Consider the following 21,528-nt stretch of genomic DNA (forward strand, 5'->3'; position numbering starts at 1 on the left):
ATCAGTCTCTTATGCATAATAAATTTGTAGAATATACTTTTTCAGGAGTATATGTTTCTACTAACTTGGCGATTTCAACTGGTTCTATTTTCTTTTCTTGTGCATTTATTTCATAAAGCTTGAAACCGTGGTCTATGAGTAAATTTATATACTCTTTTGGCTCGATACCAAATTTTATAAGCCCCATGGGCCAAAATTCGGTGATTATTTTTAGATTTTTATTTTTCTGTAAAAGCAAGGGTGCCCCTTGAATCGCTTTTATTTCTGCCCCCTCAATATCCATCTTAATAAAGTTGATCTTCCCATCATAATTCTTGAAATAATCATCTAATCGTATAGATTCGATTTCGATAAACTTATGACAAGCATCAGGTGAGTCATGTATTCTGTGCTCATCTTTACATAAGTATGATTTGTTCTTTCCAGTTTTGTCTGAAACTGCTTTCTGTTCAAGAATGACATTTTTATACCCATTTATTTCGATATTTTTTTTAAGCAAGCCAAAAAAATCCGGATCCGGTTCAAAAGCATAAACCCTGCCAGTTTCTCCAACCAGATTTGCAGCGATTAAGGTGTAATATCCAATACCTGCTCCAACATCCAGGACGACATCACCCTTTTTAATTTCTTTCTTAAATTGTCCTGTTGTTAATGCTTCCCATACCCCCCATACGGACAATGCATACTGATCTCCAGGATCTAAAAACATTTTATGACCCTGAACAAGAGCAACATTTTTAGAACTCTTCAGATGAGAAATTATGAACTCATATACAACTCTGACAGGGTAAAGTTTGCCAATTTTATGCTCTCTATGAACCGAAAAAAGTTTAACTCCACCTCTAAATATTGAAAGCTTTATTTCATGGATATTCATAACTTAAACAGACCAAGCGGTTATTTTTATTATCACTACTGATATTACATGACTTAAGCATTTTTATTACTTTACAATTTACAAACCAAAAAAATCGTTAAAGTTTGAATCAAAAAGATTTTGTACCATCAAACGGTAATCTTTTAAGTAATCATACAAATGCAGAATAAAGTGTATGGTTTAATACTCAGGAAGGCATTTATGAGGATAAGTAAAATAATGAGATCGGAACTCCAATCAGAATCTTTGAACATTAATAAGTTTTACAAAGATCATTATGCCAGTTACCTGGAAGATAATAAAGATCTTCTTGGCCCCAGACTTAAACGAATTTTAGAACTGTTCCAGAAAGAAAAACCTTCAAATATCCTTGATATTGGTTGCGGGAATGGTAAATTCGCATACTTGCTTGGTAAAGTCACAAATGCCGAGGTTACTGGAATTGATGTTTCAGAGTCTGCGGTTGCTCTGGCATGTCAGAAGATAGAAGCTATCAGGGTCGATGTCGGGCAGGACATTTATCCATTTAAAGATGGAGCTTTTAACAGCGTTTTTTGCGGTGAGATAATTGAGCACCTGTTCAATACCGACCATCTGCTGGACGAAATCTACAGGGTTATGGCAAAAGACGGGTTTTGCATTCTTACCACGCCAAATCTTGCCGCATGGTATAACCGAATAAGCCTTGCGTTGGGATATCAGCCGTTTTATACAGAGGTCAGCATTTATCATAACGTTGGCAAGCTCAGCAGCAAAGGAGGGATGACGTCAACAGGGCACATTAGAGGATTCACATATCGCTCACTCAAAGAACTTATTGAAATACATAACTTCAAAATAATAAAAGCTTATGGCGTACATGATCCTCATATTCCTTCACCCTTGAACATAATCGACAGAATAGCATCTTTCTTGCCATCAATGGGCAGCGATATTATTATAATGTTTAAGAAGGCAGAAGAACTCAATTAATAGGAAACATTATGAAAATCGCACTAATTGTTCCATATTTTCAGAAAGAATGGGGCAGCTACGAATATTATCTGGCAAAAAACCTGTCACTGCTAAACCAAGATGTGACCATAATAACTTCTGCCACAAAGGTAAGGAGATATTATCTGAATGACAGGTCTGCTCTGACGGCAGATGAGCAAATAGAGGGTTTTTATGTAAAACGCCTGCCAATAAAATTCGAGATGAAAGAAGTGCCGTATATGCAGAACCTGAGGAAAAACCTTGAATCAGGCGGTTTTGACATTGTCCATTCAACCGAAGACTTCCAGCTATGCTCGTGGCAGGCAAGCTCGTATGCAAAAGAACATAAGATTCCTCTGTTCATCACACGCTGGCTCTACTGGAAACCCAATATCAGGCTTGCCTCTCTGTTCCAATTTTACGACAGGTACATCTCAACAATCGTTAGAAATCGTGCTGCAGCCATTATTGCACCCTCAGCTTCAATAAAAGAATATCTTCTTGATTATGGAGTAAATGAAGAGAAGGTCCACTGGATACCGAGCGGCGTTGATCTTGAAACATTTTCCCCAAATCCATCCTCCATGCTGCGGGAGAAACTCGGTCTGGGTGATGAAAAAATCATCCTGTCCATAGCAAGGTTACATCTCCTCAAGGGTCTCCATTACCTGATTCAAGCCTATGGGACTGTGGCAAGAAACTTTCCAAACACACGACTTGTAATTCTAGGTAAGGGTCCGCAGGAAAAAGAATTAAGAGATATGGCAAAGCAATTAAACATAGAGAAAAAGGTGAGCTTTTTAACAGAACACGTACCCCATGAAAAAATATCTCAGCTTTACAACAGCGCTGACATCTTTGCTTTTCCAAGCGTAGTTGAACCGTTTGGTATGGCAAATTTAGAAGCAATGGCTTGTGGGAAACCAACAGTTTCCTCTGATACGGGTGGGATGAGGGACATGGTGCTTCACGGTAAAACCGGGTTTCTATTCAAAGTGGGGGATGTAAAAGGAATTGAAGATGCCTTGATGGCAATGCTCAGCGATGAAAAAAAGACAGAGGAAATGGGGTTGGAATCCAGAAAAAGAGCGCTTGAATATGATTGGAGGAAAATTGCCAGGCAAATATTGGAGAAATATGAAGAAGCTTTGCCAAAATGAGTGAAATTAGAGGTATTAAAATGAAAATCGCGCTGGTTACAGGTTCTGCGGGCTTGATAGGTGCCGAATCCGTCAGGTTTTTCAGTAAAAAAAGCTTTGATATTGTAGGAATAGACAACGACATGAGAAGGGTATTTTTCGGTGATGAAGCCTCTACTGAATGGAGCCGGAAAAAACTTGAATCTGAGATAAAGAATTATATCCATTACAATGAAGACATCAGAGATAAAACTGCAATGGAAAATATTTTTAATAAATATGGCGAAGATATAAAAGTTATAATCCATACAGCGGCTCAACCCTCTCATGACTGGGCCGCAAAAGACCCATTTACAGATTTCACGGTCAATGCAAACGGAACGCTCACGCTGCTTGAAATGACAAGAAAATACTGCCCTGATGCCGTATTCATATTTACTTCTACCAACAAAGTGTACGGCGACCAGCCAAACAGCTTGCCGCTGGTAGAACTTGAAACAAGATGGGAAATTGATGAATCACACCCGTATTACAAGAACGGGATTGACGAATCCATGAGCGTTGACCAGACAAAGCACAGCCTGTTCGGCGTGTCAAAATTGGCAGCGGATATACTCGTGCAGGAGTATGGTAGGTATTTTAATATGAAAACCGTTAGTTTCAGAGGAGGATGCCTCACTGGACCGGGACACTCTCCCACCGAGCTTCATGGATTTTTGGCTTATTTGATGAAATGCGCTGTTACAGGAAAACCTTATACTATATTTGGCTACAAAGGCAAACAGGTCAGGGACAATATCCACAGTTACGACCTTGTAAACGCTTTCTGGCATTTTTATCAGAAACCAAGAATAGCTGAAGTATATAATATTGGAGGAGGAAGACAGGCTAATTGTTCAATGCTTGAAGCAATTGAAATGTGCGAAGAGATTGCTGGAAATAAATTGAACTACTCATATACTGAGAATATTAGGATTGGTGACCATATATGGTGGATAAGCGATGTTAGCAGGTTCAAGTCCCATTATCCTGGATGGGGTTATAAATATGCTATTAGAGATATGTTGATTGAAATATTTCAAAATGGCGTTTTTACACCAATCCGATGAAATTAATTTCACAGTTGTAGAAGATTTCTCAAAGGTGACAAAAATGTATAAAATATGCTATTCTGAAGCATTTACATGGTATAAATTAAGAAAAATGATTTGCCAATATTTTTCCGAAGAAGCAAAGAAAGGCATGAAGGTTTTGGAGGTTGGTTGTGGTGCAGGCACGAATATTTGGATGTTCAATGACCTATTTTACGATGCAAAAGGAATAGAATTTTATGGAATGGATATTTCACTAAAAGCAATAAAAGCGGCAAAAGAGTATGAAGTGGAAATGGAATCGAAAAACTGTTTTTTTACAGTCGGGGATGCAGAAAGATTAGGATATAAAGACGATAGCTTTGACATCGTTGTTTGTACCGAAGTGTTAGAGCATTTACCAAATCCAAATGAAACTTTAAAAGAGATTCATAGGGTATTGAAGTTGGGGGGGGTCGCAATCATCACAACACCAAATAGAGAAAATATTTTAAAGAAAATAGCGGGAAAAATGATAGAAGAAAAGGTTGAAGCTGATTGTCAAAAAACAGAATCATATCAGAAGGTGGATGACTCCTTTGGACATATATCGGTATTAAGCAGCAAGGAGATAATTGAATTATCAAAAGAAGTAGGGTTCAAGATAGAAAAAATAAGAAAAGGAAGTTTAGTATATGGTTTACCTTATTTTGACCGTCATCAAATATTATTTGGAGTAATTCTCATCTTTGATGCAATTTTGGACCACTTACCTCATAATTATAATTTCTCTTGGCATGTAGTTTTGAAACTCAGAAAAATCTAATTGTTATCCAAATATAATAAAGTAGATCTCTATGCATTACTTCGTAGGTTCTTTACCAAAAACTTTATAGTTTCCAAAAATAATTACTTACCATAAGTGATTAAGATGGACTGTATCGTTACCATGGATAAACAAGGAAGAATATACCTGCCCAAGGAGATGAGAGAGAAATTTGACTACAAAGTACTTAAGGGAGTCGTGGAAGGGGACAAACTCATCTTAAAACCCATGAATATTGCAAGGAAATCCAGAGGTATCTTCAAAGTGAAAAGGCCCATCGAGGATGTCGATGAATTGGCAAAGAAATACTCGAAGCAGGTAATCGAAGATGAAATACGTTGACGTAAACGTCTTTGTATATTGGCTCAGCGATCATCCCTTGTTCGGGGAGAGAGCCACTAACATCATAGAGAGAATTGAAAAAGGCGAGAGATCAACCACGTCAGCTCTTACAATCTGGCTCCTTCATGTCATTCTTGAGAAAGAAGCAGAGGATTACTCGATAGGGGAACTGCTTCAGAGAATAGGGGACCTAAAGTACTTGAGAGTTGAACCATTGATATCTGAGGACTTCATCCTCGCATCAAAGAACAAGGATAATTACTCCATAGACCTTGAGGACGCATTACACTTTTCTGTTTGTGAGCGTCTGGGAATACGTGAAATATATTCAAATGATGATGATTTCGACAGAACGCCCTTGAAAAGAATGTTTTAATATATGGCATGTGCAAAGCCTAAAAGAGTTATTGGCACAAGAGTTGGCGGGACGCTCGACACCATAACAGACTGTGAAACTGGATTATTGAGGAAGAAACTAGGGTAAAAATGCAAGGGAGAGGATGATAAAGCATTTTGATTGGAAAAATAGGGATAGAATACCAGCCCTTCAAAAAGGTTTTTGTATGCACTGACAATATATCCTAAACTCGGGAGTTAAAGGAAGAGTGAAAATGAGAGCGAAAGTTCTGGAAAAGGAAGAAGTTCTACAAAAAATAGGCGAGGTTTTGTCCGGATTTGAGGAAATAGACATTGGATATGTCTTCGGTTCTTTTCTCAAAGGAGAGTTTGAGGATATAGATGTCGCCTTGTTAGTATCAAAATCACCTTCTCCTTATGAGAGTATGAAATTTGCCATGAAAGTAGGAAGAGAGGTTGAGAGGACATTAAAATATAGTTTTGAGATTGACGTTAAGATCCTCAACTCATCTCCAACCTATTTTCAGTATGAGGTAATTAAAAACGGGAAGGTTGTTTTTTGCAAGGATGAAACAAAGCGGATTAGATATGAAGCTAAAGTACTTTCTAACTACCTTGACTATAAGGATACCTTAGATTGGATTGACAAGAAACTGCTTGCGAGGGTTTAAACATGTTTGACAAAGAAGGGGTAATTGACCACCTAAGGGAGCTTGAAGAGGCAACAGGAGACTGGAAGAGGTATCAATCCATCTCTCTGAAAGAGTTACGTTCAGATAGAGATAAGAGAAATATGGTGCTCCATGCTTTGCTTGTTAGTATTCAGACAGCGATAGACATAGCTAACCACTTGATAACAGAACGCGGCTTAAGAAAACCCTCTACATACAGGGAGAGTTTTGAAATTCTTTCTGAGGAGGGCATACTTCCTTCTGAGCTTGGCGATGCTCTTTCAGACCTGGCAGGCTTCAGAAATGTGCTGGTCCACATATACTGGAAACTCAATCTGGAAGAGGTTTATGGCGTATTGAAAAATGATCTGAAAATCATTAAAGAGTTCAGCGATATAATAAAAAAATTACTGAGGTGAGATTAAAATAAACAAAGCCTCAATATTTCAGGAACTTCCAGGAGAGCGTAATGATTCGAAATTTGATACAGTGCTTAGGAGAAGCATTAGATGAAAATAGCATTTACTACAACTCGCTTGGTTGAACATGATGCGGTGAGCAATTATACTATGGCGGTGATAGCGGAATTATCTAAGAATAATAAAGTAGATCTATATTCGTTTTGTACAGAAAGAGAAATACCAAAAAGAGTAGAACAATACAACTACACCGGAAAAAATGAACACAGTTTACTATCGGTTCTTTCTGCAATTACAAAGATACATAACTTAGCGAAGAAGCTCTCTAAATATGATATACTAGTTTTGGTTGGTCCTGATATCACAGTTTTGCCGAGTATTCATCTGGCAAAGCGCTTTAATCCGAATCTTAAGCTTGTTTGGGACTTTCATGGTCTTACTCCTTCCCAATTCCTTGGGAGTAATAAACAGAAGCTTTTGACGAGAATTAGGCAAATAGCATATTTCTGGTCAATGAAACGGAGTGATTGTGTAAAAGTAGATAGCAATTACATAAAAAAAGAAGTTGAAAGTAAGATTGGTAAAAAAGACATAGAGATAATACCAATAGGGATAAACCCCACTAGATTTAAGAATGTGGATGGAAAAGTTATCAGAGAAAAGCGTCATCTGAATGGTAAATTTGTTATTATCTGTGTAGGTCGTCTTGCAACATCTAAACGGATCGATTTTTTGATTGAAGCAATACAAGCCTTAGATGGGGTGGCTCTTTTAGTTGTTGGTGGTGGTGAAGAGAGGGATAAATTAAATGATTTAGTACACTCATTAAATCTCGAAGATAAAATAATTTTTGTCGGGAGAGTATCTGACGAAGATTTGCCAAAGTATTATGCTGCATCAGATGTTTTCGTAACCGCGAGTTTACATGAAGGTTTTTGTGTTCCGATTATAGAAGCATTTGCAAGTGGCAAGCCGGTTATTGTGCCAAATAGAACCGCGATGCCCGAAGTAGCCGGAGATGCTGGCTTGGTGTATGAGTATGAATCGATGGATGATTTTGTATCTAAAGTAAAGATGCTTAAAAATGACTGTGATTTAAGAAAACAACTTTCAAGAAACGCCAAAGAAAGGTCTAAAGATTTTGATCTTAAAAACTCAGTGGAAAAATATGAGGATTTTTTAAAAAGATTGAAATAAGTTTTGGCTTTTTATAATTCGTTTCTATATAATGAACTTAATAGAATAAATGGTGCTAATATCGCCATTACAGTCTTAAAAAATAAGAACCAAAAACTGGCGAAATCTTTCGTGTGCATATACATTTTCACTGATATATACAAACAATACAGAACAAAAATTGGCAATGCTAAAAGTACTAAAAATCTAACTACAAAAAGTTTTAGAAAGGTATTGTTATAATGTGCCCGTTTTCCATGCCAGAAGGTATAATCTATTTCTTTTTTGAGCACTTCTTTAATGCTTGATGGCTGTTCTCTACTCATCAGGCAATCAGGTTCATAATAAAAGACATAGCCCTTTTTTGATATTTTTTCTGATAAATCACAATCCTCACAGCTCCATAATCTTACATCAAACCCACCAACCTCATCTAAAACGCTTTTCTTAATCAGTGTGTTTCCAGTCCCTGCACCACGTGTAATCTGTCCACGAGTGAATATAGTCGTTGTTAAATAATCCCAATACCTGGCAATTGAGCTCTCAGAATTAATTGCCTTACTTAATGAGAATACCGCCGCAATTTTTTCGTCTGTGAAATTGCTCAGCATCTTTTCTACCCAATTTTTATCGGTGATAAAACCGTCACCATCTAACAAAGCAATATATTCGCCAGTTGCATTTTCAAGGGCTTTTTGGCGAGCCTGTCCTCTGCCTAGCCTCCCATCATTATGTATATACGTTATATCTCCATACTTTTTAACCAACTCTTTTATTATTTCATTAGTCCTGTCTGTGCTTCCGTCCTCTACAATTATAATCTCTTTGTTAGAATAAGTTAGATTGAGGATGCTTTCTATGCATTTTCTTATCGTATCCTCGCAGTTATAAGCAGGAATGCAAAAACTTACTTTTTCATTCATCATGCAACTTTATTCTCCGCCCTTCCCGATACGGTCTCCCCTTTTTCCACTCATCGGGGATGGCTTTCAGCGCATTCCAGAATGGTTTATAGTCTTTATCTTTTCTAAATGATTTCCAAACAATTGCTTTCATCATTCCAGCAAAATAATATACAGCTATACCAGCCATACCCAGAAGATTGGAGTTTTTAGATATGACCCACACGGCATCAATATTAGATTGGTCGTGCAGCTTTTTCCCTTTTACACTGCCCAACATCTTGTGATAACAGACTGAGGTGGGCACGTACATTGCCTTCCATCCAGCATTTTTTGCTCTCCATGAGAGGTCAACATCATCGTGACCAAAAAAGAATCTCTCATCAAATAGGCCAATTTCATCCAGCATTTTTTTACGATAGAGAGCTGAGGCAGCACATACACCATCTACTCTTTCTAATTTTTCATATCGCCCAACTTTTTTGCCTGGACCTCGATCGTATATAAAAGCATTCCATATTATAAAAAATCCCGCCGAATTATAAATGTTTGGCGTATCCATCAATATTAATTTTGAGCCGCATATTCCTATCCTTTCATCTGTTTCTGCCACCTTAACAAGCTCTTCAAGCCAGTTGGATTCCACCCTCGTATCATTGCTCAAAGCCACGATATAGTCTGGCATATTTGATGCACGTATCCCAACATTGCACCCTTTAGCAAAACCAAGATTATCTTTGGTTTCGATGATTTTTACAGATGGATATTTCTCCTGCACATATTCCACAGAGCCATCGGTAGAGGCATTATCTACCATAATTATCTCGAAGTTCTTGTATGTCTGATTCGATGCACTGGAAAGACATGCATCTAGATAGTGTTTTCCATTCCAGTTTACGATGACGATTGAGGCTTTTGGATCCATTAGGATAAAAACTCCTTGAAAGCACGTAGATAAGGCTTAATACCAACATTATTTTTCCCTAATAGCATTCCAATCCAGCTCATAGCAGCGGTTTTTGTAAATACTAATACAAATACAAATTTTTGTAACAGAGTTGCATGTCTCTTGACAGTTATTGCCCAGTTTCTTGCAAACAAAAAACCCATCTCGCGTTTAAGTTTTTTACTATTTTTGGTTGTTCCGCCACCTTCATGGTACACTATCGAATTAGGAACATATTTTGATTTCCATCCTTTTTTATAAGCCCGCCATGATAATTCGAGATCTTCGCAATATGCAAAGAAGCTTTCATCGAACAAACCAATATCTTCCAGCATTTCTCTTTTATATAAACAGGCTGTAGCATTCGCAGCATATATGTGATTACCATACTGCAATATATAATATAAAGATTTTAATCGGTGAATTATTTTTCTCCAAATTTGCGCATTATCCATGGAGTAAATACTTTGACTGTTCATTGGTAATATTTTTGAAGCTGTGATTCCAATCTTCTCATCTTTTTTTGCAACTTTGACTAATTCAAACAGCCAACTCTTATCAACTTTTGTATCATTGTTGAGTAAAGCAATGTATTTGACGCTATTATCTTTTAGTGCCTCCTTTATTCCGATGTTGTTGCCTCCTGTAAAGCCATAGTTCTTCTTTAATGCTATAACTCTAACATTTGGGTAGTTCCCTCTTACGAATTCCACAGAGCCATCGGTCGAGCCATTGTCTACAAGAATAACCTCGTAATTGGGATATGTTTGGTTAGAAATCGAAGTTAAACAATCTTTCAGATATTGTTTGCCGTTCCAGTTTACGATGATGATTGAAACTTTGGATTTACTCATAGGCACTTTCCCACCACCATTCGTTCTCCTTATACCATCTTATCGTCTCTTTCATCGCATCTTCAAATTTATATCTCGGTGCCCATCCCAATCCTCTTATCTTTTTCGTATCTAATGAATATCTGAAGTCGTGCCCAGCCCTGTCCTCAACGAATTCTATCAGGCTCTCTGGCTTGTTAAGTTCTTTTAAAATGAGCTTTGCTACCTCTATGTTCTCTCTTTCATCACCACTTGCTATGTTGTAGATTTCACCTAATTTTCCTTTCTGGAAAACGAAATCTATTGCCTCACAGTTATCTAAAACGAATATCCAATCTCTTACGTTTTTACCATCTCCGTAAATTGGCAACGGTTTATCGTGCAAAGCATTAAGAATCAAAACAGGAATCAATTTTTCTGGATATTGATAAGGTCCAAAGTTGTTTGAACTTCGAGTTATCAAAACTGGCAAACCATAAGTCTTGTGATATGCCTTAACCAGAAGGTCTGCTCCTGCTTTGCTCGCGGAATAAGGAGAAGAAGGCTCTAATATATCTTCTTCTTTAAAAGAGCCTTTCTCAATGCTTCCATAAACCTCATCCGTGCTTATTTGGATATATTTTTTAACTTCATGCTTTCTTGCGTATTCTAATAGATTATAAGTTCCCATGACATCTGTTTTTACAAAAACTCCCGCATCTATTATCGAGCGATCAACATGCGTTTCTGCTGCGAAGTTGAAGATAATATCGTATTCTTTTACCTTTTCAACATCTTCCTTATTGCAAATGTCTCCTTTGATGAACGTTATTTTATCCATTACATCCTGTAAATTCTCTATTCTGCCTGCATAAGTCAGTTTATCCAAAACTACAATCTCTCCATCGGGATATTTTTCCAGCATATATCGAACAAAATTACTTCCTATGAAGCCCGCACCGCCGGTTATTAATATTTTCATTTTTTATCCATCTCTCCGTCAATCAACTCATCATTTTTATTGTGAGAACAAGGGGAATAAGTGTCACCGGGATGACAAATAGGCCTCCTCATCCAACATTTTTGACACCAGAGTGACATCTCAGTGCCCCCATACTTTCTTCAATGAATACTTCACGTGAAACTTATCAAACAACTCTCTCACATCTTCAAACTTTTCTGCACTCACCGATATCGTACCTGGACCGAGTCTGTCAGTTTTCTTTTCCAACAACTTGTTTTTGGAGGTGTACAGTCTCCTCAGCAGCCTCCTTTTATCAGTTTCACTCAGACCTTCAACAGAATAATTAACCACAACCAAAGGCTTCAGGGACGGGTGGGGTTCCTTGCTTATAATATCTTCTGGCTTCCCCCAGACAACGATGCCTTCCCTGACAACATTCCACAAGAAATCTGATTCAATCTCTCTCAATTCTCTCAGGTTCACAAAAACAAAAGAGAACGGGAAAGCGAGATCGTGCCTCAATGAAACATCAGATGATATCCCATGTGCGATGCGTGCCTCCTCACCAAGTTCAGGGTCATGATCGCAGTCAAAAAGAAGTAGAAGGTCAATATCACTCTTCTTGGAGACATCTCCTGTAACTGCAGAACCATAAAGCACTACACCCATAAGGTTCGGAATCTCATCTGCCCTACTAACGAAATCTATAACCGGCAGCTTGAATCTTTCCTCTATCATCCCTGTGCCCACTCCTTGATTGTTTCTATGGATTCTATACATTTCTCCACGACATCACCATTACCCTTTGAACCATACCACCTCCCAGCCCTGAACGTGTTTATGGTTTCAAAAACCTCTGCCACCTTGCGTTCACCCAACCTCCTCAGCTCTCGTGGCAGACCAACATGCGTATCCATGTGCTTACCGAATTTCTTCTCCATACCAAAGGTAACCCAGTGCAACAAAATCCCAAAGGTCAATTCAACCACGGCAACAACGTGTCTGCCTCCGGGATCTGGTAGCAACTCATTCAAGCTGTCCTCAATCTCGCCTGCTTTCTTTCTATGGCCATCTGTATTCATATACTACCACTACCCCCTCTACTTATATGGCGTATAGAACCAATCCCAGGGCTTGTTACAACGAGGGTCATCTTGCTTTCCATTTATTACCTTTGGGACTATCGTTTTATCATTCCAGGGCCTTCTTTCTTCATCTGGTTCCTCATAATCGTATAATTGGTTCACGAAGTAAACAAGATATGCCCTTTCACCTCCAATAACTTTGTATCCATGCCAGTAATGGCCTGGGATTCTAACAACTTGCAAATTCTCTAAACGACCAGCATAAGTCAGCTTGTCCAAAACAACGATTTTATCATTCGGATATTTATCTAACATATACCGAACAAAATTGCATCCCATAAATCCCGCTCCACCTGTTATTAATATTTTCATTTTTTATCTCCTCTATTTGGTTTAACTCTTTTCAGAAAGCCTTTTGGATGAAATGTTAGGAGAAATTTTTCTATATTACGATCTACTTCAAAGTCATCTCTATTGCGTATAAACTCTTTAACAGCCTCCATTGGACCTTCCCCCCAACCAGGCAGAACAGGATGACCGTTTATATTTGTATCTTCTACGACCAAATAATTTCCAACAGAAACGAATTTACTATATAATTCCATTTCCTTTAAAACATGTTCTTTCTCATGACACGAGTCTAATATTACCATTCCTTTTCTTCCCTTAACAATTTCCTCCACTTTATTCACTGTTTTCTCTGAAACAGAATCTCCTGTAATTTTTGTTATTCTTGGGTGAGTTGGAATATTACAATTCTCAATGTCAATCGTTATTACTTCCCCCCCTACTAAATCACAAATGGATGCTAAAAATAATGCACTGCCCCCTTGAGCGGTCCCTGTTTCGATAATTACTTTGGGTTTTGTTTCATAAATTATTTCTTGATATACCCAACAATCAAGCGGGTTTTTTACTATCGGAACCCCCAGGTAACGGGTACTTTCTGGTGCACTTTCGATGATAGAATAATAATACAATTTATGAAACCCCTTGACATAAAATCGAGAGAGAAGTCTGGTTATATACCTATCAAAGCGTGTACGTACGGATGCATATTTTTGTGCCTTCTTTATAAATGCTACCAAACCTTCCTCATGGATTATGTCTCTTGATCTCTTAAAATACCATGAAATTGGTCTTTCCATTTCAGATCACCTTAGGTTCAGGAATTGGTAAAATAAATTTCCCGCCATTTTGTCTATATTTCCTCTCCTTTTGTAAAATCTCATTAGCATAATTCCAAGCCAAGAGGAGAGAGTAATCGGGTGGGTCTTCATGGAACTCCTCCTCAGGAAATACAGGAATGTGCATACCTGGAGTGTAGCATCCCTGCTTGAAAGGAGTGGTATCGCTAATATAATCTAAAATATCTGTGCCGATCTTACAGTAGTTTAGTAAGGTATTTCCCTTAGCCGTAGCCCCATAGCCTGTTATCCTTACTCCTTCATTTTTCAGTGCTTTTAAAAGCTTTACTAACTTTTCTTTTAGTGAATACACCTCTTCGCCAAATTTTGTGTAAGTCTTAAGAGAATCAAGTTTAGCTTCCTGTTCTATCAATAGTAGAGCGGTAACACGTTGGGATTGCTGCTTCGCTGCTTTTTGCACAAAGACACGAATTGAACCCCCGTGAACAGGAACAACCTCCATGTTAAACTTTCGGAATAAGTAAATCAAAGGATAAACAGCAAAATACGAAAGATGCTCATGGTATATAGTATCAAATTCCAAATTATTTAATAAATTTAAGAGATAAGGGACTTCGATAACGAAAGTACCGTTATCTGCTAATAAGTACTTTATGCCGCGTACAAATCCCTCTAAATCGTCAGTGTGGGCGAAAACGTTGGTCGCCAGAATAACGTCTGCATTGCCATGTTCTTCATGAATCTTTACAGCGCACTTCTCGCTGAAAAATTCGTTCACAGTCCGAAATCCTTTTGCCTCTGCTAACCGTGCGATATTCGAAGCTGGCTCGATGCCTAATGTTTGTAAACCTAATTTTGAAAAACACTGAAGTAACGTCCCATCATTGCTCCCAATGTCTACTATTAAGCCATCTTCACTAATTTTGAAATTCTGAATTACATCTTCTACAAGGCCCGTAAAATGGGCTTGCATGGGCTTTGAAGCACCAGTTACATACGCGTACTCCTTAAACAATACTTCAGGGGAAACCACATCCAATAATTGAACAAGATAACAGTTACTACAAAAGTACACATCAAGCGGATAATATGGCTCTACTGCCTCTAGTTGATTTTCTCTCAAAAAACTATTAGCTAATGGAGTTGGGCCAAGCGAGAGGAATTTATGTAACTTTTCACTTCCACAGACTCTGCATGTTGTCCTGTGTGTGAAATTGTCTTTTGCTATCTCTATTTTATTTATTCCAGTCATATCGCTCGCCTGTTTTTGAATCAATTATCGAAGGATCATTCCATGCTTTTCTCTCTTCATTGGGTTCTTCGTAGTCGTAAAGCTTTGTTACATTATAAAGAACCAATGAAGGCTCATTACCTATGCATTTTGTACCATGCCAGTAAAATCCAGGAATCCTGACAATTTGAAGCTTTTCACTATTTAGAATAATCTCATCTAATTGCCCTTTTGTTTTAGAATTCTTTCTATCGTCGTACGCACAAACCATAAGAGATCCTTTCACAGCACAGATATAGTCAACTTGACCTCTTGAATGGCGATGCCATGCCCTAATTACTCCAGGACAACTCATTGAAAGATTTACTTGTACGATATTATCGTCTTCAACAAAATCCTTCCAATCGAGTCTGAGAAGTTCGGCAAAAAAGCCTCTTTCATCTATATTTTTCTTTATATCATAAACTCTTACTCCGGGTAACATGAGTTCTCCTCCTTTTTATATAATGCTTCAAAAAATCTTGTTTGAATAGGATGTTCTCTGAAAAATATTAATTTCCAATTAGAAGGAATCGGATAATCTTTGTAAGAAATTGTTAGATTATCATGAGGATTTGTCCAATTCAGCCACTGCTTTGTAAAAAAGTATCCGTTGAAATAGTCGTTGATAAGATGAAAGTAATGCTTTATTGTCTCTAATGTCATTTCGTGCAGTGAACTAATATTTATACAAAGATTAAATTGGCGCTTGGGCAAAAGCTCCATTTGATTCGGGGTAAAGAAACATATATCCGCATTTTCATATTCTGATTTAATTTCTGAATATTTCTGGAAATCCCTGAATTTAAATATTTTGAGTTCAGGGAAAACTGCGCTTAAATATCTTTGACATACATATAGAGCTGGTGGAATGTCAAAGAGAACATACTTACATTTTATGGCTTTCAAAAACACGAATGCACACCTCCCATACCCCCCCCAAGTTCGGATATTGTTAAATTCTCCTTTTCATCAGAGGGTACATGATTCATAATACTATAATATTCCAAAATTGAATTGCATAAATCCTGCGAAATTAATTTTCCTTTGTAAGATATTCTTAGTGGATTTCCTTCTATCGGTTCTTCGAGTTTTTCTAATAAATTTTCTTTATCAATCGTTCCTGTATATTCCCACAACATGGAAACAAACAATTTATAGAAGAACTGTTGGATCGGGTTAAGCTTAAATTTATGTTCAAAACATTCAAGGTATTTGTCTCCTTCAAATCTTGACGTAAATACTCCTAATTTTGGATTTTTCAGCCATTTCAAAAATAGACTTATAAATTGATCATTTATGGGACTCGTAACTAAAAAATTAAAATAATTCTGGTTAACAGTTCTTTTGAAATTTTGATAGCCTGATGTTTGTAGTTGTTGAAGGTTGATTTTATTTAATTTCTCCCAAAACAAAGAAGGATGATAAATAACCTCAGATTTTTTAATAACTTCAATCATGCTATTCAACGTTTTTATTCCTTCTTCTTCGCTTATTGATTGATTCATAATTATTTGACGCCTCCTGTTCTTTCTCTCAAATAATCCTTTAAAGCATCTTCCCAACTTCTCATCTCAAGCCCATATTTTTTTAGTTTTGTACTTTCAAGTGCTGAGAACTTCGGTCTCCTCGCTTTTCTATTAAGCTCATCAGGCTTTATCGGAAAAAGCTTTGCATTGTGGGGCTCTGCCCCACGACCCCGCAAGCCCTGTAAGGGCTTAATATCCAAAAATTCAAAAATTTTCTTTGCAAAATCAAACCAACTGCAATATCCTTGATTAGTAACGTGATAGATGCCATAAGGGAGTTCCTTTTCAATTATATTTTTTATCATTTTAGCAATGTCTTTTGTATAAGTTGGGGACATTACCACATCGTCTACCACTTTAATTATTTCATTATTATTCGCCTTCTTAATCATCCATTCAACGAAATTTCCACCCTTCCCTCTTGCACCCTTTGTTCCATAGAGACTTGCAGATCGGATAACATAGGGTCTACTGCAATAGTTTCTTGTAAATATTTCCCCTGCATATTTGCTCAACCCGTAGGTATTAATCGGGTTTGGATCATCATCTTCATTATAAGGCTCTTCTTTCTCACCATCGAATACAAAATCCGTGCTTATATAGACATTTTTTAGATGTTCTTCATTGCATACTATAGCTACATTCCTTGCTCCAATCGCATTTATCATAAAAGCCTCATCTGGATGGTCTTCGCTGTCATCCACCTTTACATACGCTGCACAATTTATCACAGTATCAGCATCTTTTAAGGCTTTTCTGCAGCTATTAATATCTTTTACTTCTATCTCATCGTGTGAGAGAGGTAAAGCTTCCTTTCCAAATACATTAGAGATATCACTTCCAAGCTGACCAGTTGACCCAATAATAGCCACTTTCACCTTCTATCACAACTTTTGCTTTATATTATTTTTAACTTCCTTATTATAGTTCCACTTGAGAACTATCTCCGATAATAAATCTATAGCCTTTCGGCATTTTTTCCTTATCGCATATCTTGACGTTCTTTCCTATTATGCTGTCGATGATTTTTTTATTGCAATTTATCTTTGTACCGCTCATCACGATAGAAGATTCAATCTCTCCGTTTATTATCTCACAAGAATTTCCAATGCTTGTGTAGGGGCCTATGTACGTGTTTGGTCCTATCATACAATTTGCTCCAATTACTACAGGTCCTTTAATTACTGATTTTTTTATTATTGTGCCCTCTTCAATAGCAACTCTCCCGCTTATTTTCGCGCCATCTTCCAGAATTCCTTCGTTGTAAGGTTTTAACTCATCCAAAACAAGATGATTTGCCTCTAATATGTCCTCTGGTCTTCCTGTATCCTTCCACCAACCGCTTACTATATCAGAATCAACTTTTAAGTTATTATCAATCAAGTACTGTATGGCATCCGTTATCTCAAGCTCATTTCTCCAAGAAGGCTTTATATTTTTAACTGCTTTAAATATCGAAGGTCTGAACACGTATATCCCAACTAAAATAAGATTGGAAGGTGGTTTCTTGGGCTTTTCTATTAGCCTTTTAATGGAGCCATCTTCATTGAGCTCTGCACATCCAAACAGGCTTGGATTCTCATGGGTGGTTAAAAGTATGCTGGCATCCATATCGCCTTCTTTAAAGCGTTTAACATATTTCATTATTCCGCCTTTTAGTATGTTATCGCCCAAGTACACAACGAATGGCTCATCGCCTATAAAATCCTCAGAGATTTTTACTGCATGTGCAATACCTAATGGTGCTTCTTGCTCTATGAAAGATATCTCTGCATCAAAATAGGCATTATTTACTGCTTCCATGACATCCTTTCTATTTGGTCCAACTATGATACCAACGTCTTTTATTCCTGCTTCTATAACGTCTTCTATTGCATAGAACAGAATTGGTTTGTTTGCAACAGGTATTAATTGCTTTTGCTGCGAATATGTGATTGGACGGAGTTTAGTTCCATGTCCGCCCGATAAGATTAAGCCTTTCATATTAAGTTCCTCATCTTTTTAACCCTTTCGTTAATATTTAAATTCATCGACTTTTTAAGTTTATTTATTGCCTCAAAACTACAAAAATCTTCCAATCACATTCCTGATCCATTCTGATTTTACTCCTGACTTCGCTTCTATCGCCTTCATTATCACAACATCCTCTTTTTCGAATGTTCTCATGATTAAAAGTAGAATGAAATATATGCCCATATACAGCAAGAACATAAGAACTAAAACGGTTATGGGGATGCTCTCAAAAAATGCTCTTGTCAGTGCATAAACAAACACGGCCGAAATTATAGCGGCAAAAAATATCTTCGCATAATTCAATCTCATCGGTTGGATACCAGTAATTGCACGAACCATGATAAAAGCAAGCGCACTCACTACTAAAAGTGAAAACCCAGTTGCGATAGCTGCACCGTTTATTCCGTAGATAGGAATCAACAAGAAATTTAATATAACGTTGAGAACAGCACCAACACTTGTGTTGATCATTATTAGTTTCGTTCTTCCTATCACTGAAATAAGCTGGTTTGTAGGACCAAAAATAGATATGATCAAGTTTCCTACACTTAGAATACTCAGTACCATCGCTCCTGCCATAAATTCAGCACCATATAAAATATATAAGACCTGTTTTGAAAAAAGCATCATCAAAAGAACCAGCGGAAGTACGCTCATAAGGCTCCATTTTGTGACAGCATAATTTGTATTTTCTAAATTTCTTCTCTCTCCTCGTGAATAGAACTCTGTAATAACAGGAAAGTAAATGGCTCCAAGTGAGCTGGGTACAATCATTAATAGGGCAGCTGTTGATAACGAAGCCCTGTATATTCCAACATCTGCTGCCGTGAGAAAATAACCAATCATTAGCGTATCAATCCAGCCCATCACCAGTCCAAGAATTCCAGCGAACATCAATGGCCAGGAAAAAGAGAATAGCTCCCTTTTCATTGAAATCGAGCTTATTTTTTTACTAAATACTGGAAAAATCTTGTTTAAGTAGTATAGGGCGACGAAGGGTGTTGCAATAATCGCAAAAGTATAGGCAAATACAGCTCCATATACGCCATATCCAAGAAGCAACAAAATTATGAGCAAAATGAGCCTGACACCGTTCTGGAATACATCTCTGACATACACCACATACTTCATTTCCTGAAATCCACCGATAGCATGAACAAAAATAGAAAATAAACTATAAAAGGGAACGGTTAACGAAAATATTTTTAATATCGGCGTCAGGTTCGGTTCATTGAATGCCCTAACAGCAATTAAATCTGCAAATAAAAACAAGAGTATTCCAGCGATTATCCCCAACGGCAAAACAATTCCCATCGCTGATACGATCACACCTTTGACACGGCCTGGGTCATTCTTTCCATTATACAAAGCAACAAATCTCACAACACCCCCAGGTATTCCAACCAACACAATAGTGGACGCAATTATTGCAACAGTAGATGCCAGTGATATCAAGCCAAAATCAGCTGGTCCCAAGAGTCTGGCAACGGTCATCATGCCAAGATAAGCAAAGAACAGACCAATGCCTGTGCCGATGAAGACGGTACCTGCCCCTTTAGCAATTTTCCTCAGATATCCATCTAGATATGAAATTTCTGTGCTCGATGTCATTTAGATTACCCTATTTAACATATTCTAAGTTAGCACTGGAAAAGCTTGGTACACACATGTGCGATTTTTCCTCGATTCATTATCAAATAAATGCAAACGAGTGTCAATATGACTATCATTATTATCGTATATGAGTGGTCTGGCTCACTATGAGTTACAAAAAATTCTGGGAGCCAATCAGGCCAGTAGATGCTTTGGGATGGAAACCCTAAGGCAACATTTTGAACTGCATCTTGTAGATCTGAAATATGAACGTACTTATTCCCTTCCCAGCGTTGCCTTGGGTAGAGAAACAGTGGTCTCAGGGAAAGTAGTATCTTAGGGATTCCTTCATATCCTAAGCCTTCTACAACTCCTCTAATTCCAAGTGGAGGAGATAAATTTGTGGATAACAACGCTAAAATGATAAGTGGAAACCCCTTACGACCTATAACTTCAGCAACTCTTATCAACCCAACAGCAGATATGATTAAAAAAATGGGGGTAAAATGGACCATATATTGGTCATACGGTCCAAACGGTATAACGAAAACATAGATTCCGAGGCAATACAACCCCCATGCCGGAAAAAGAAATTTTCTTTTCCGAATCAAGTAGAACAAGCCAGCAAGGAGAAATGGAAAAACAATGAGACCCACCGAAATGGGTAACGCTTCCAAATAAAATGTGTTAAATAGTGTGTTAACGTGCTCTTGGGGTAGCGCGGCTTGCTGAAACTGTACGACTCTGGCTACAAAAGGAGCAAGCGGATGTCCATATCTTAAACTACAAACCAAAGAAAATGGTAGCGTAGCGAGAACAAATCCTACGAAGAAGACGAGCGCTTCACGTATCTTGGTTTTGTTCACAACCGCTAGCATTAAGATAAATGGCGGGAACAAATACAATGCAGAGGTTTTTGTCCATATAGCGAGTGCAGCTGCAACCCCAGATGCGCACAAATATCGCCGGTCACCACCACGTAAGAACAAGGTGTAGAGGGCGATGCTGAGGAACATGAAAGATACCATTGATACATCATCTACCAATTCTTGCCCCCATGCTGCCACATGCCAATTGAGGCCGATTAAGAGCGCTGCGATGAATGCTGTATTTCGATCGAAGTAATATTTTGCTATTATAAATGTACTGAATATTAGGATGCCCATGGTCAGGGCATTCCAAATCCAAAGAAAATAAAAGAAGGATGGAAAGCCCATGGATTTGTAAAGAATGCCCATAAAGAGGGGGAGCGTCATTTCTTTTTCAACAAAAAATTGGATACCTGTATGTTCCATTCCGACCAGATTAAGTCCAGTTCCAAAGCTATACCATACATCAGGCTCGATCAGTTGAAAAGGATTACCACCGTAGAATATTGCAAAAAGTACATGATATAGAACCAAACTAACAATCA

At 37.7% G+C, this 21,528-nt stretch carries 26 protein-coding genes; 9 read left to right on the top strand and 17 right to left on the bottom strand.

All coding sequences use genetic code 11. From position 1 onward, the window contains the following. Position 1 precedes the first annotated feature (1 nt). On the bottom strand, positions 2 to 877 hold the full coding sequence (locus BME93_03630) for an FkbM family methyltransferase (GenBank protein ATZ61204.2): 876 nt from the start codon (positions 875 to 877) through the stop codon (positions 2 to 4). 159 nt (positions 878 to 1,036) lie between these two features. On the opposite strand from BME93_03630, the gene BME93_03635 reads away from it, so the two are divergent. The 9 genes from BME93_03635 (at position 1,037) to BME93_03675 (ending at position 7,873) form a co-directional block, all read left to right on the top strand. Continuing rightward, entirely contained in the window at positions 1,037 to 1,849 is an 813-nt protein-coding gene (locus tag BME93_03635; protein ATZ61205.2) for a class I SAM-dependent methyltransferase, read from the top strand. Positions 1,850 to 1,860: 11 nt separating this feature from the next. Continuing rightward, positions 1,861 to 3,012, top strand: a complete 1,152-nt coding sequence (locus tag BME93_03640) for a glycosyltransferase family 4 protein (protein ID ATZ61206.2) — start codon at positions 1,861 to 1,863, stop codon at positions 3,010 to 3,012. Positions 3,013 to 3,032: 20 nt separating this feature from the next. After that, the gene (locus tag BME93_03645; protein ATZ61207.2) at positions 3,033 to 4,100 is read left to right on the top strand and encodes an NAD-dependent epimerase/dehydratase family protein; all 1,068 of its coding nucleotides are present in this window, start codon (positions 3,033 to 3,035) and stop codon (positions 4,098 to 4,100) included. Continuing rightward, positions 4,075 to 4,887 carry a class I SAM-dependent methyltransferase gene (locus tag BME93_03650; GenBank protein ATZ61208.2) on the top strand — a complete coding sequence of 271 codons (813 nt, stop codon included), beginning with the start codon at positions 4,075 to 4,077 and terminating at the stop codon, positions 4,885 to 4,887. The genes BME93_03645 and BME93_03650 overlap by 26 nt, the downstream gene beginning before the upstream one ends. A 96-nt stretch (positions 4,888 to 4,983) precedes the next feature. Next, entirely contained in the window at positions 4,984 to 5,229 is a 246-nt protein-coding gene (locus BME93_03655) for a hypothetical protein (GenBank protein ATZ61209.2), read from the top strand. Continuing rightward, complete coding sequence (locus BME93_03660) at positions 5,216 to 5,605, top strand: type II toxin-antitoxin system VapC family toxin (protein ID ATZ61210.2); 390 nt, start codon at positions 5,216 to 5,218, stop codon at positions 5,603 to 5,605. The genes BME93_03655 and BME93_03660 overlap by 14 nt, the downstream gene beginning before the upstream one ends. A 235-nt stretch (positions 5,606 to 5,840) precedes the next feature. Further along, a complete protein-coding gene (locus tag BME93_03665) occupies positions 5,841 to 6,257 on the top strand; it encodes a nucleotidyltransferase domain-containing protein (GenBank protein ATZ61211.2) in 417 nt (138 codons plus the stop codon). Positions 6,258 to 6,259: 2 nt separating this feature from the next. Then, on the top strand, positions 6,260 to 6,676 hold the full coding sequence (locus BME93_03670; GenBank protein ID ATZ61212.2) for a DUF86 domain-containing protein: 417 nt from the start codon (positions 6,260 to 6,262) through the stop codon (positions 6,674 to 6,676). Positions 6,677 to 6,766: 90 nt separating this feature from the next. Further along, entirely contained in the window at positions 6,767 to 7,873 is a 1,107-nt protein-coding gene (locus tag BME93_03675) for a glycosyltransferase family 1 protein (protein ATZ61213.2), read from the top strand. A gap of 11 nt (positions 7,874 to 7,884) precedes the next feature. Here the strand turns inward: BME93_03675 and BME93_03680 are convergent, their stop codons facing one another. The 16 genes from BME93_03680 to BME93_03755 form a co-directional block, all read right to left on the bottom strand. Continuing rightward, the gene (locus tag BME93_03680; GenBank protein ATZ61214.2) at positions 7,885 to 8,778 is read right to left on the bottom strand and encodes a glycosyltransferase family 2 protein; all 894 of its coding nucleotides are present in this window, start codon (positions 8,776 to 8,778) and stop codon (positions 7,885 to 7,887) included. After that, positions 8,768 to 9,679: a glycosyltransferase family 2 protein gene (locus BME93_03685; GenBank protein ID ATZ61215.2), complete on the bottom strand. Its 912-nt coding sequence runs from the start codon at positions 9,677 to 9,679 to the stop codon at positions 8,768 to 8,770. Before BME93_03685 ends, BME93_03680 begins: the two co-directional genes overlap by 11 nt. After that, complete coding sequence (locus BME93_03690) at positions 9,679 to 10,554, bottom strand: glycosyltransferase family 2 protein (protein ID ATZ61783.2); 876 nt, start codon at positions 10,552 to 10,554, stop codon at positions 9,679 to 9,681. Before BME93_03690 ends, BME93_03685 begins: the two co-directional genes overlap by 1 nt. Next, positions 10,547 to 11,494, bottom strand: coding sequence for a dTDP-glucose 4,6-dehydratase (gene rfbB, locus BME93_03695; GenBank protein ID ATZ61216.2), 948 nt, complete (start codon positions 11,492 to 11,494; stop codon positions 10,547 to 10,549). The genes BME93_03690 and rfbB overlap by 8 nt, the downstream gene beginning before the upstream one ends. 120 nt (positions 11,495 to 11,614) lie before the next feature. Beyond that, the gene (locus tag BME93_03700; protein ID ATZ61217.2) at positions 11,615 to 12,214 is read right to left on the bottom strand and encodes a nucleotidyltransferase domain-containing protein; all 600 of its coding nucleotides are present in this window, start codon (positions 12,212 to 12,214) and stop codon (positions 11,615 to 11,617) included. Beyond that, on the bottom strand, positions 12,211 to 12,558 hold the full coding sequence (locus BME93_03705; protein ID ATZ61218.2) for a hypothetical protein: 348 nt from the start codon (positions 12,556 to 12,558) through the stop codon (positions 12,211 to 12,213). The genes BME93_03700 and BME93_03705 overlap by 4 nt, the downstream gene beginning before the upstream one ends. Before the next feature lie 18 nt (positions 12,559 to 12,576). Continuing rightward, entirely contained in the window at positions 12,577 to 12,933 is a 357-nt protein-coding gene (locus tag BME93_03710; protein ATZ61219.2) for a GDP-mannose 4,6-dehydratase, read from the bottom strand. Then, positions 12,930 to 13,709, bottom strand: a complete 780-nt coding sequence (locus BME93_03715; GenBank protein ATZ61220.2) for a CmcI family methyltransferase — start codon at positions 13,707 to 13,709, stop codon at positions 12,930 to 12,932. Before BME93_03715 ends, BME93_03710 begins: the two co-directional genes overlap by 4 nt. A 1-nt stretch (position 13,710) precedes the next feature. Then, the gene (locus BME93_03720; GenBank protein ID ATZ61221.2) at positions 13,711 to 14,961 is read right to left on the bottom strand and encodes a class I SAM-dependent methyltransferase; all 1,251 of its coding nucleotides are present in this window, start codon (positions 14,959 to 14,961) and stop codon (positions 13,711 to 13,713) included. Continuing rightward, a complete protein-coding gene (locus BME93_03725) occupies positions 14,945 to 15,424 on the bottom strand; it encodes a dTDP-4-dehydrorhamnose 3,5-epimerase family protein (GenBank protein ID ATZ61222.2) in 480 nt (159 codons plus the stop codon). Before BME93_03725 ends, BME93_03720 begins: the two co-directional genes overlap by 17 nt. Continuing rightward, entirely contained in the window at positions 15,409 to 15,888 is a 480-nt protein-coding gene (locus BME93_03730) for a putative sugar O-methyltransferase (GenBank protein ID ATZ61784.2), read from the bottom strand. Before BME93_03730 ends, BME93_03725 begins: the two co-directional genes overlap by 16 nt. Continuing rightward, positions 15,885 to 16,487, bottom strand: coding sequence for a hypothetical protein (locus BME93_03735; GenBank protein ATZ61223.2), 603 nt, complete (start codon positions 16,485 to 16,487; stop codon positions 15,885 to 15,887). Before BME93_03735 ends, BME93_03730 begins: the two co-directional genes overlap by 4 nt. A gap of 2 nt (positions 16,488 to 16,489) precedes the next feature. Then, positions 16,490 to 17,386, bottom strand: coding sequence for a dTDP-4-dehydrorhamnose reductase (gene rfbD / locus BME93_03740; protein ATZ61224.2), 897 nt, complete (start codon positions 17,384 to 17,386; stop codon positions 16,490 to 16,492). Between the two features lie 43 nt (positions 17,387 to 17,429). Then, complete coding sequence (locus BME93_03745) at positions 17,430 to 18,491, bottom strand: glucose-1-phosphate thymidylyltransferase (protein ATZ61225.2); 1,062 nt, start codon at positions 18,489 to 18,491, stop codon at positions 17,430 to 17,432. Positions 18,492 to 18,569: 78 nt separating this feature from the next. Then, positions 18,570 to 20,132, bottom strand: coding sequence for an oligosaccharide flippase family protein (locus BME93_03750; protein ATZ61226.2), 1,563 nt, complete (start codon positions 20,130 to 20,132; stop codon positions 18,570 to 18,572). A gap of 29 nt (positions 20,133 to 20,161) precedes the next feature. Next, positions 20,162 to 21,517, bottom strand: coding sequence for a glycosyltransferase family 39 protein (locus BME93_03755; GenBank protein ID ATZ61227.2), 1,356 nt, complete (start codon positions 21,515 to 21,517; stop codon positions 20,162 to 20,164). Between the last annotated feature and the right edge of the window lie 11 nt (positions 21,518 to 21,528).

This window comes from Methanosarcinales archaeon Met12, assembly GCA_002813105.2.
GTDB lineage: Archaea > Halobacteriota > UBA148 > UBA148 > JAJOKI01 > JAJOKI01.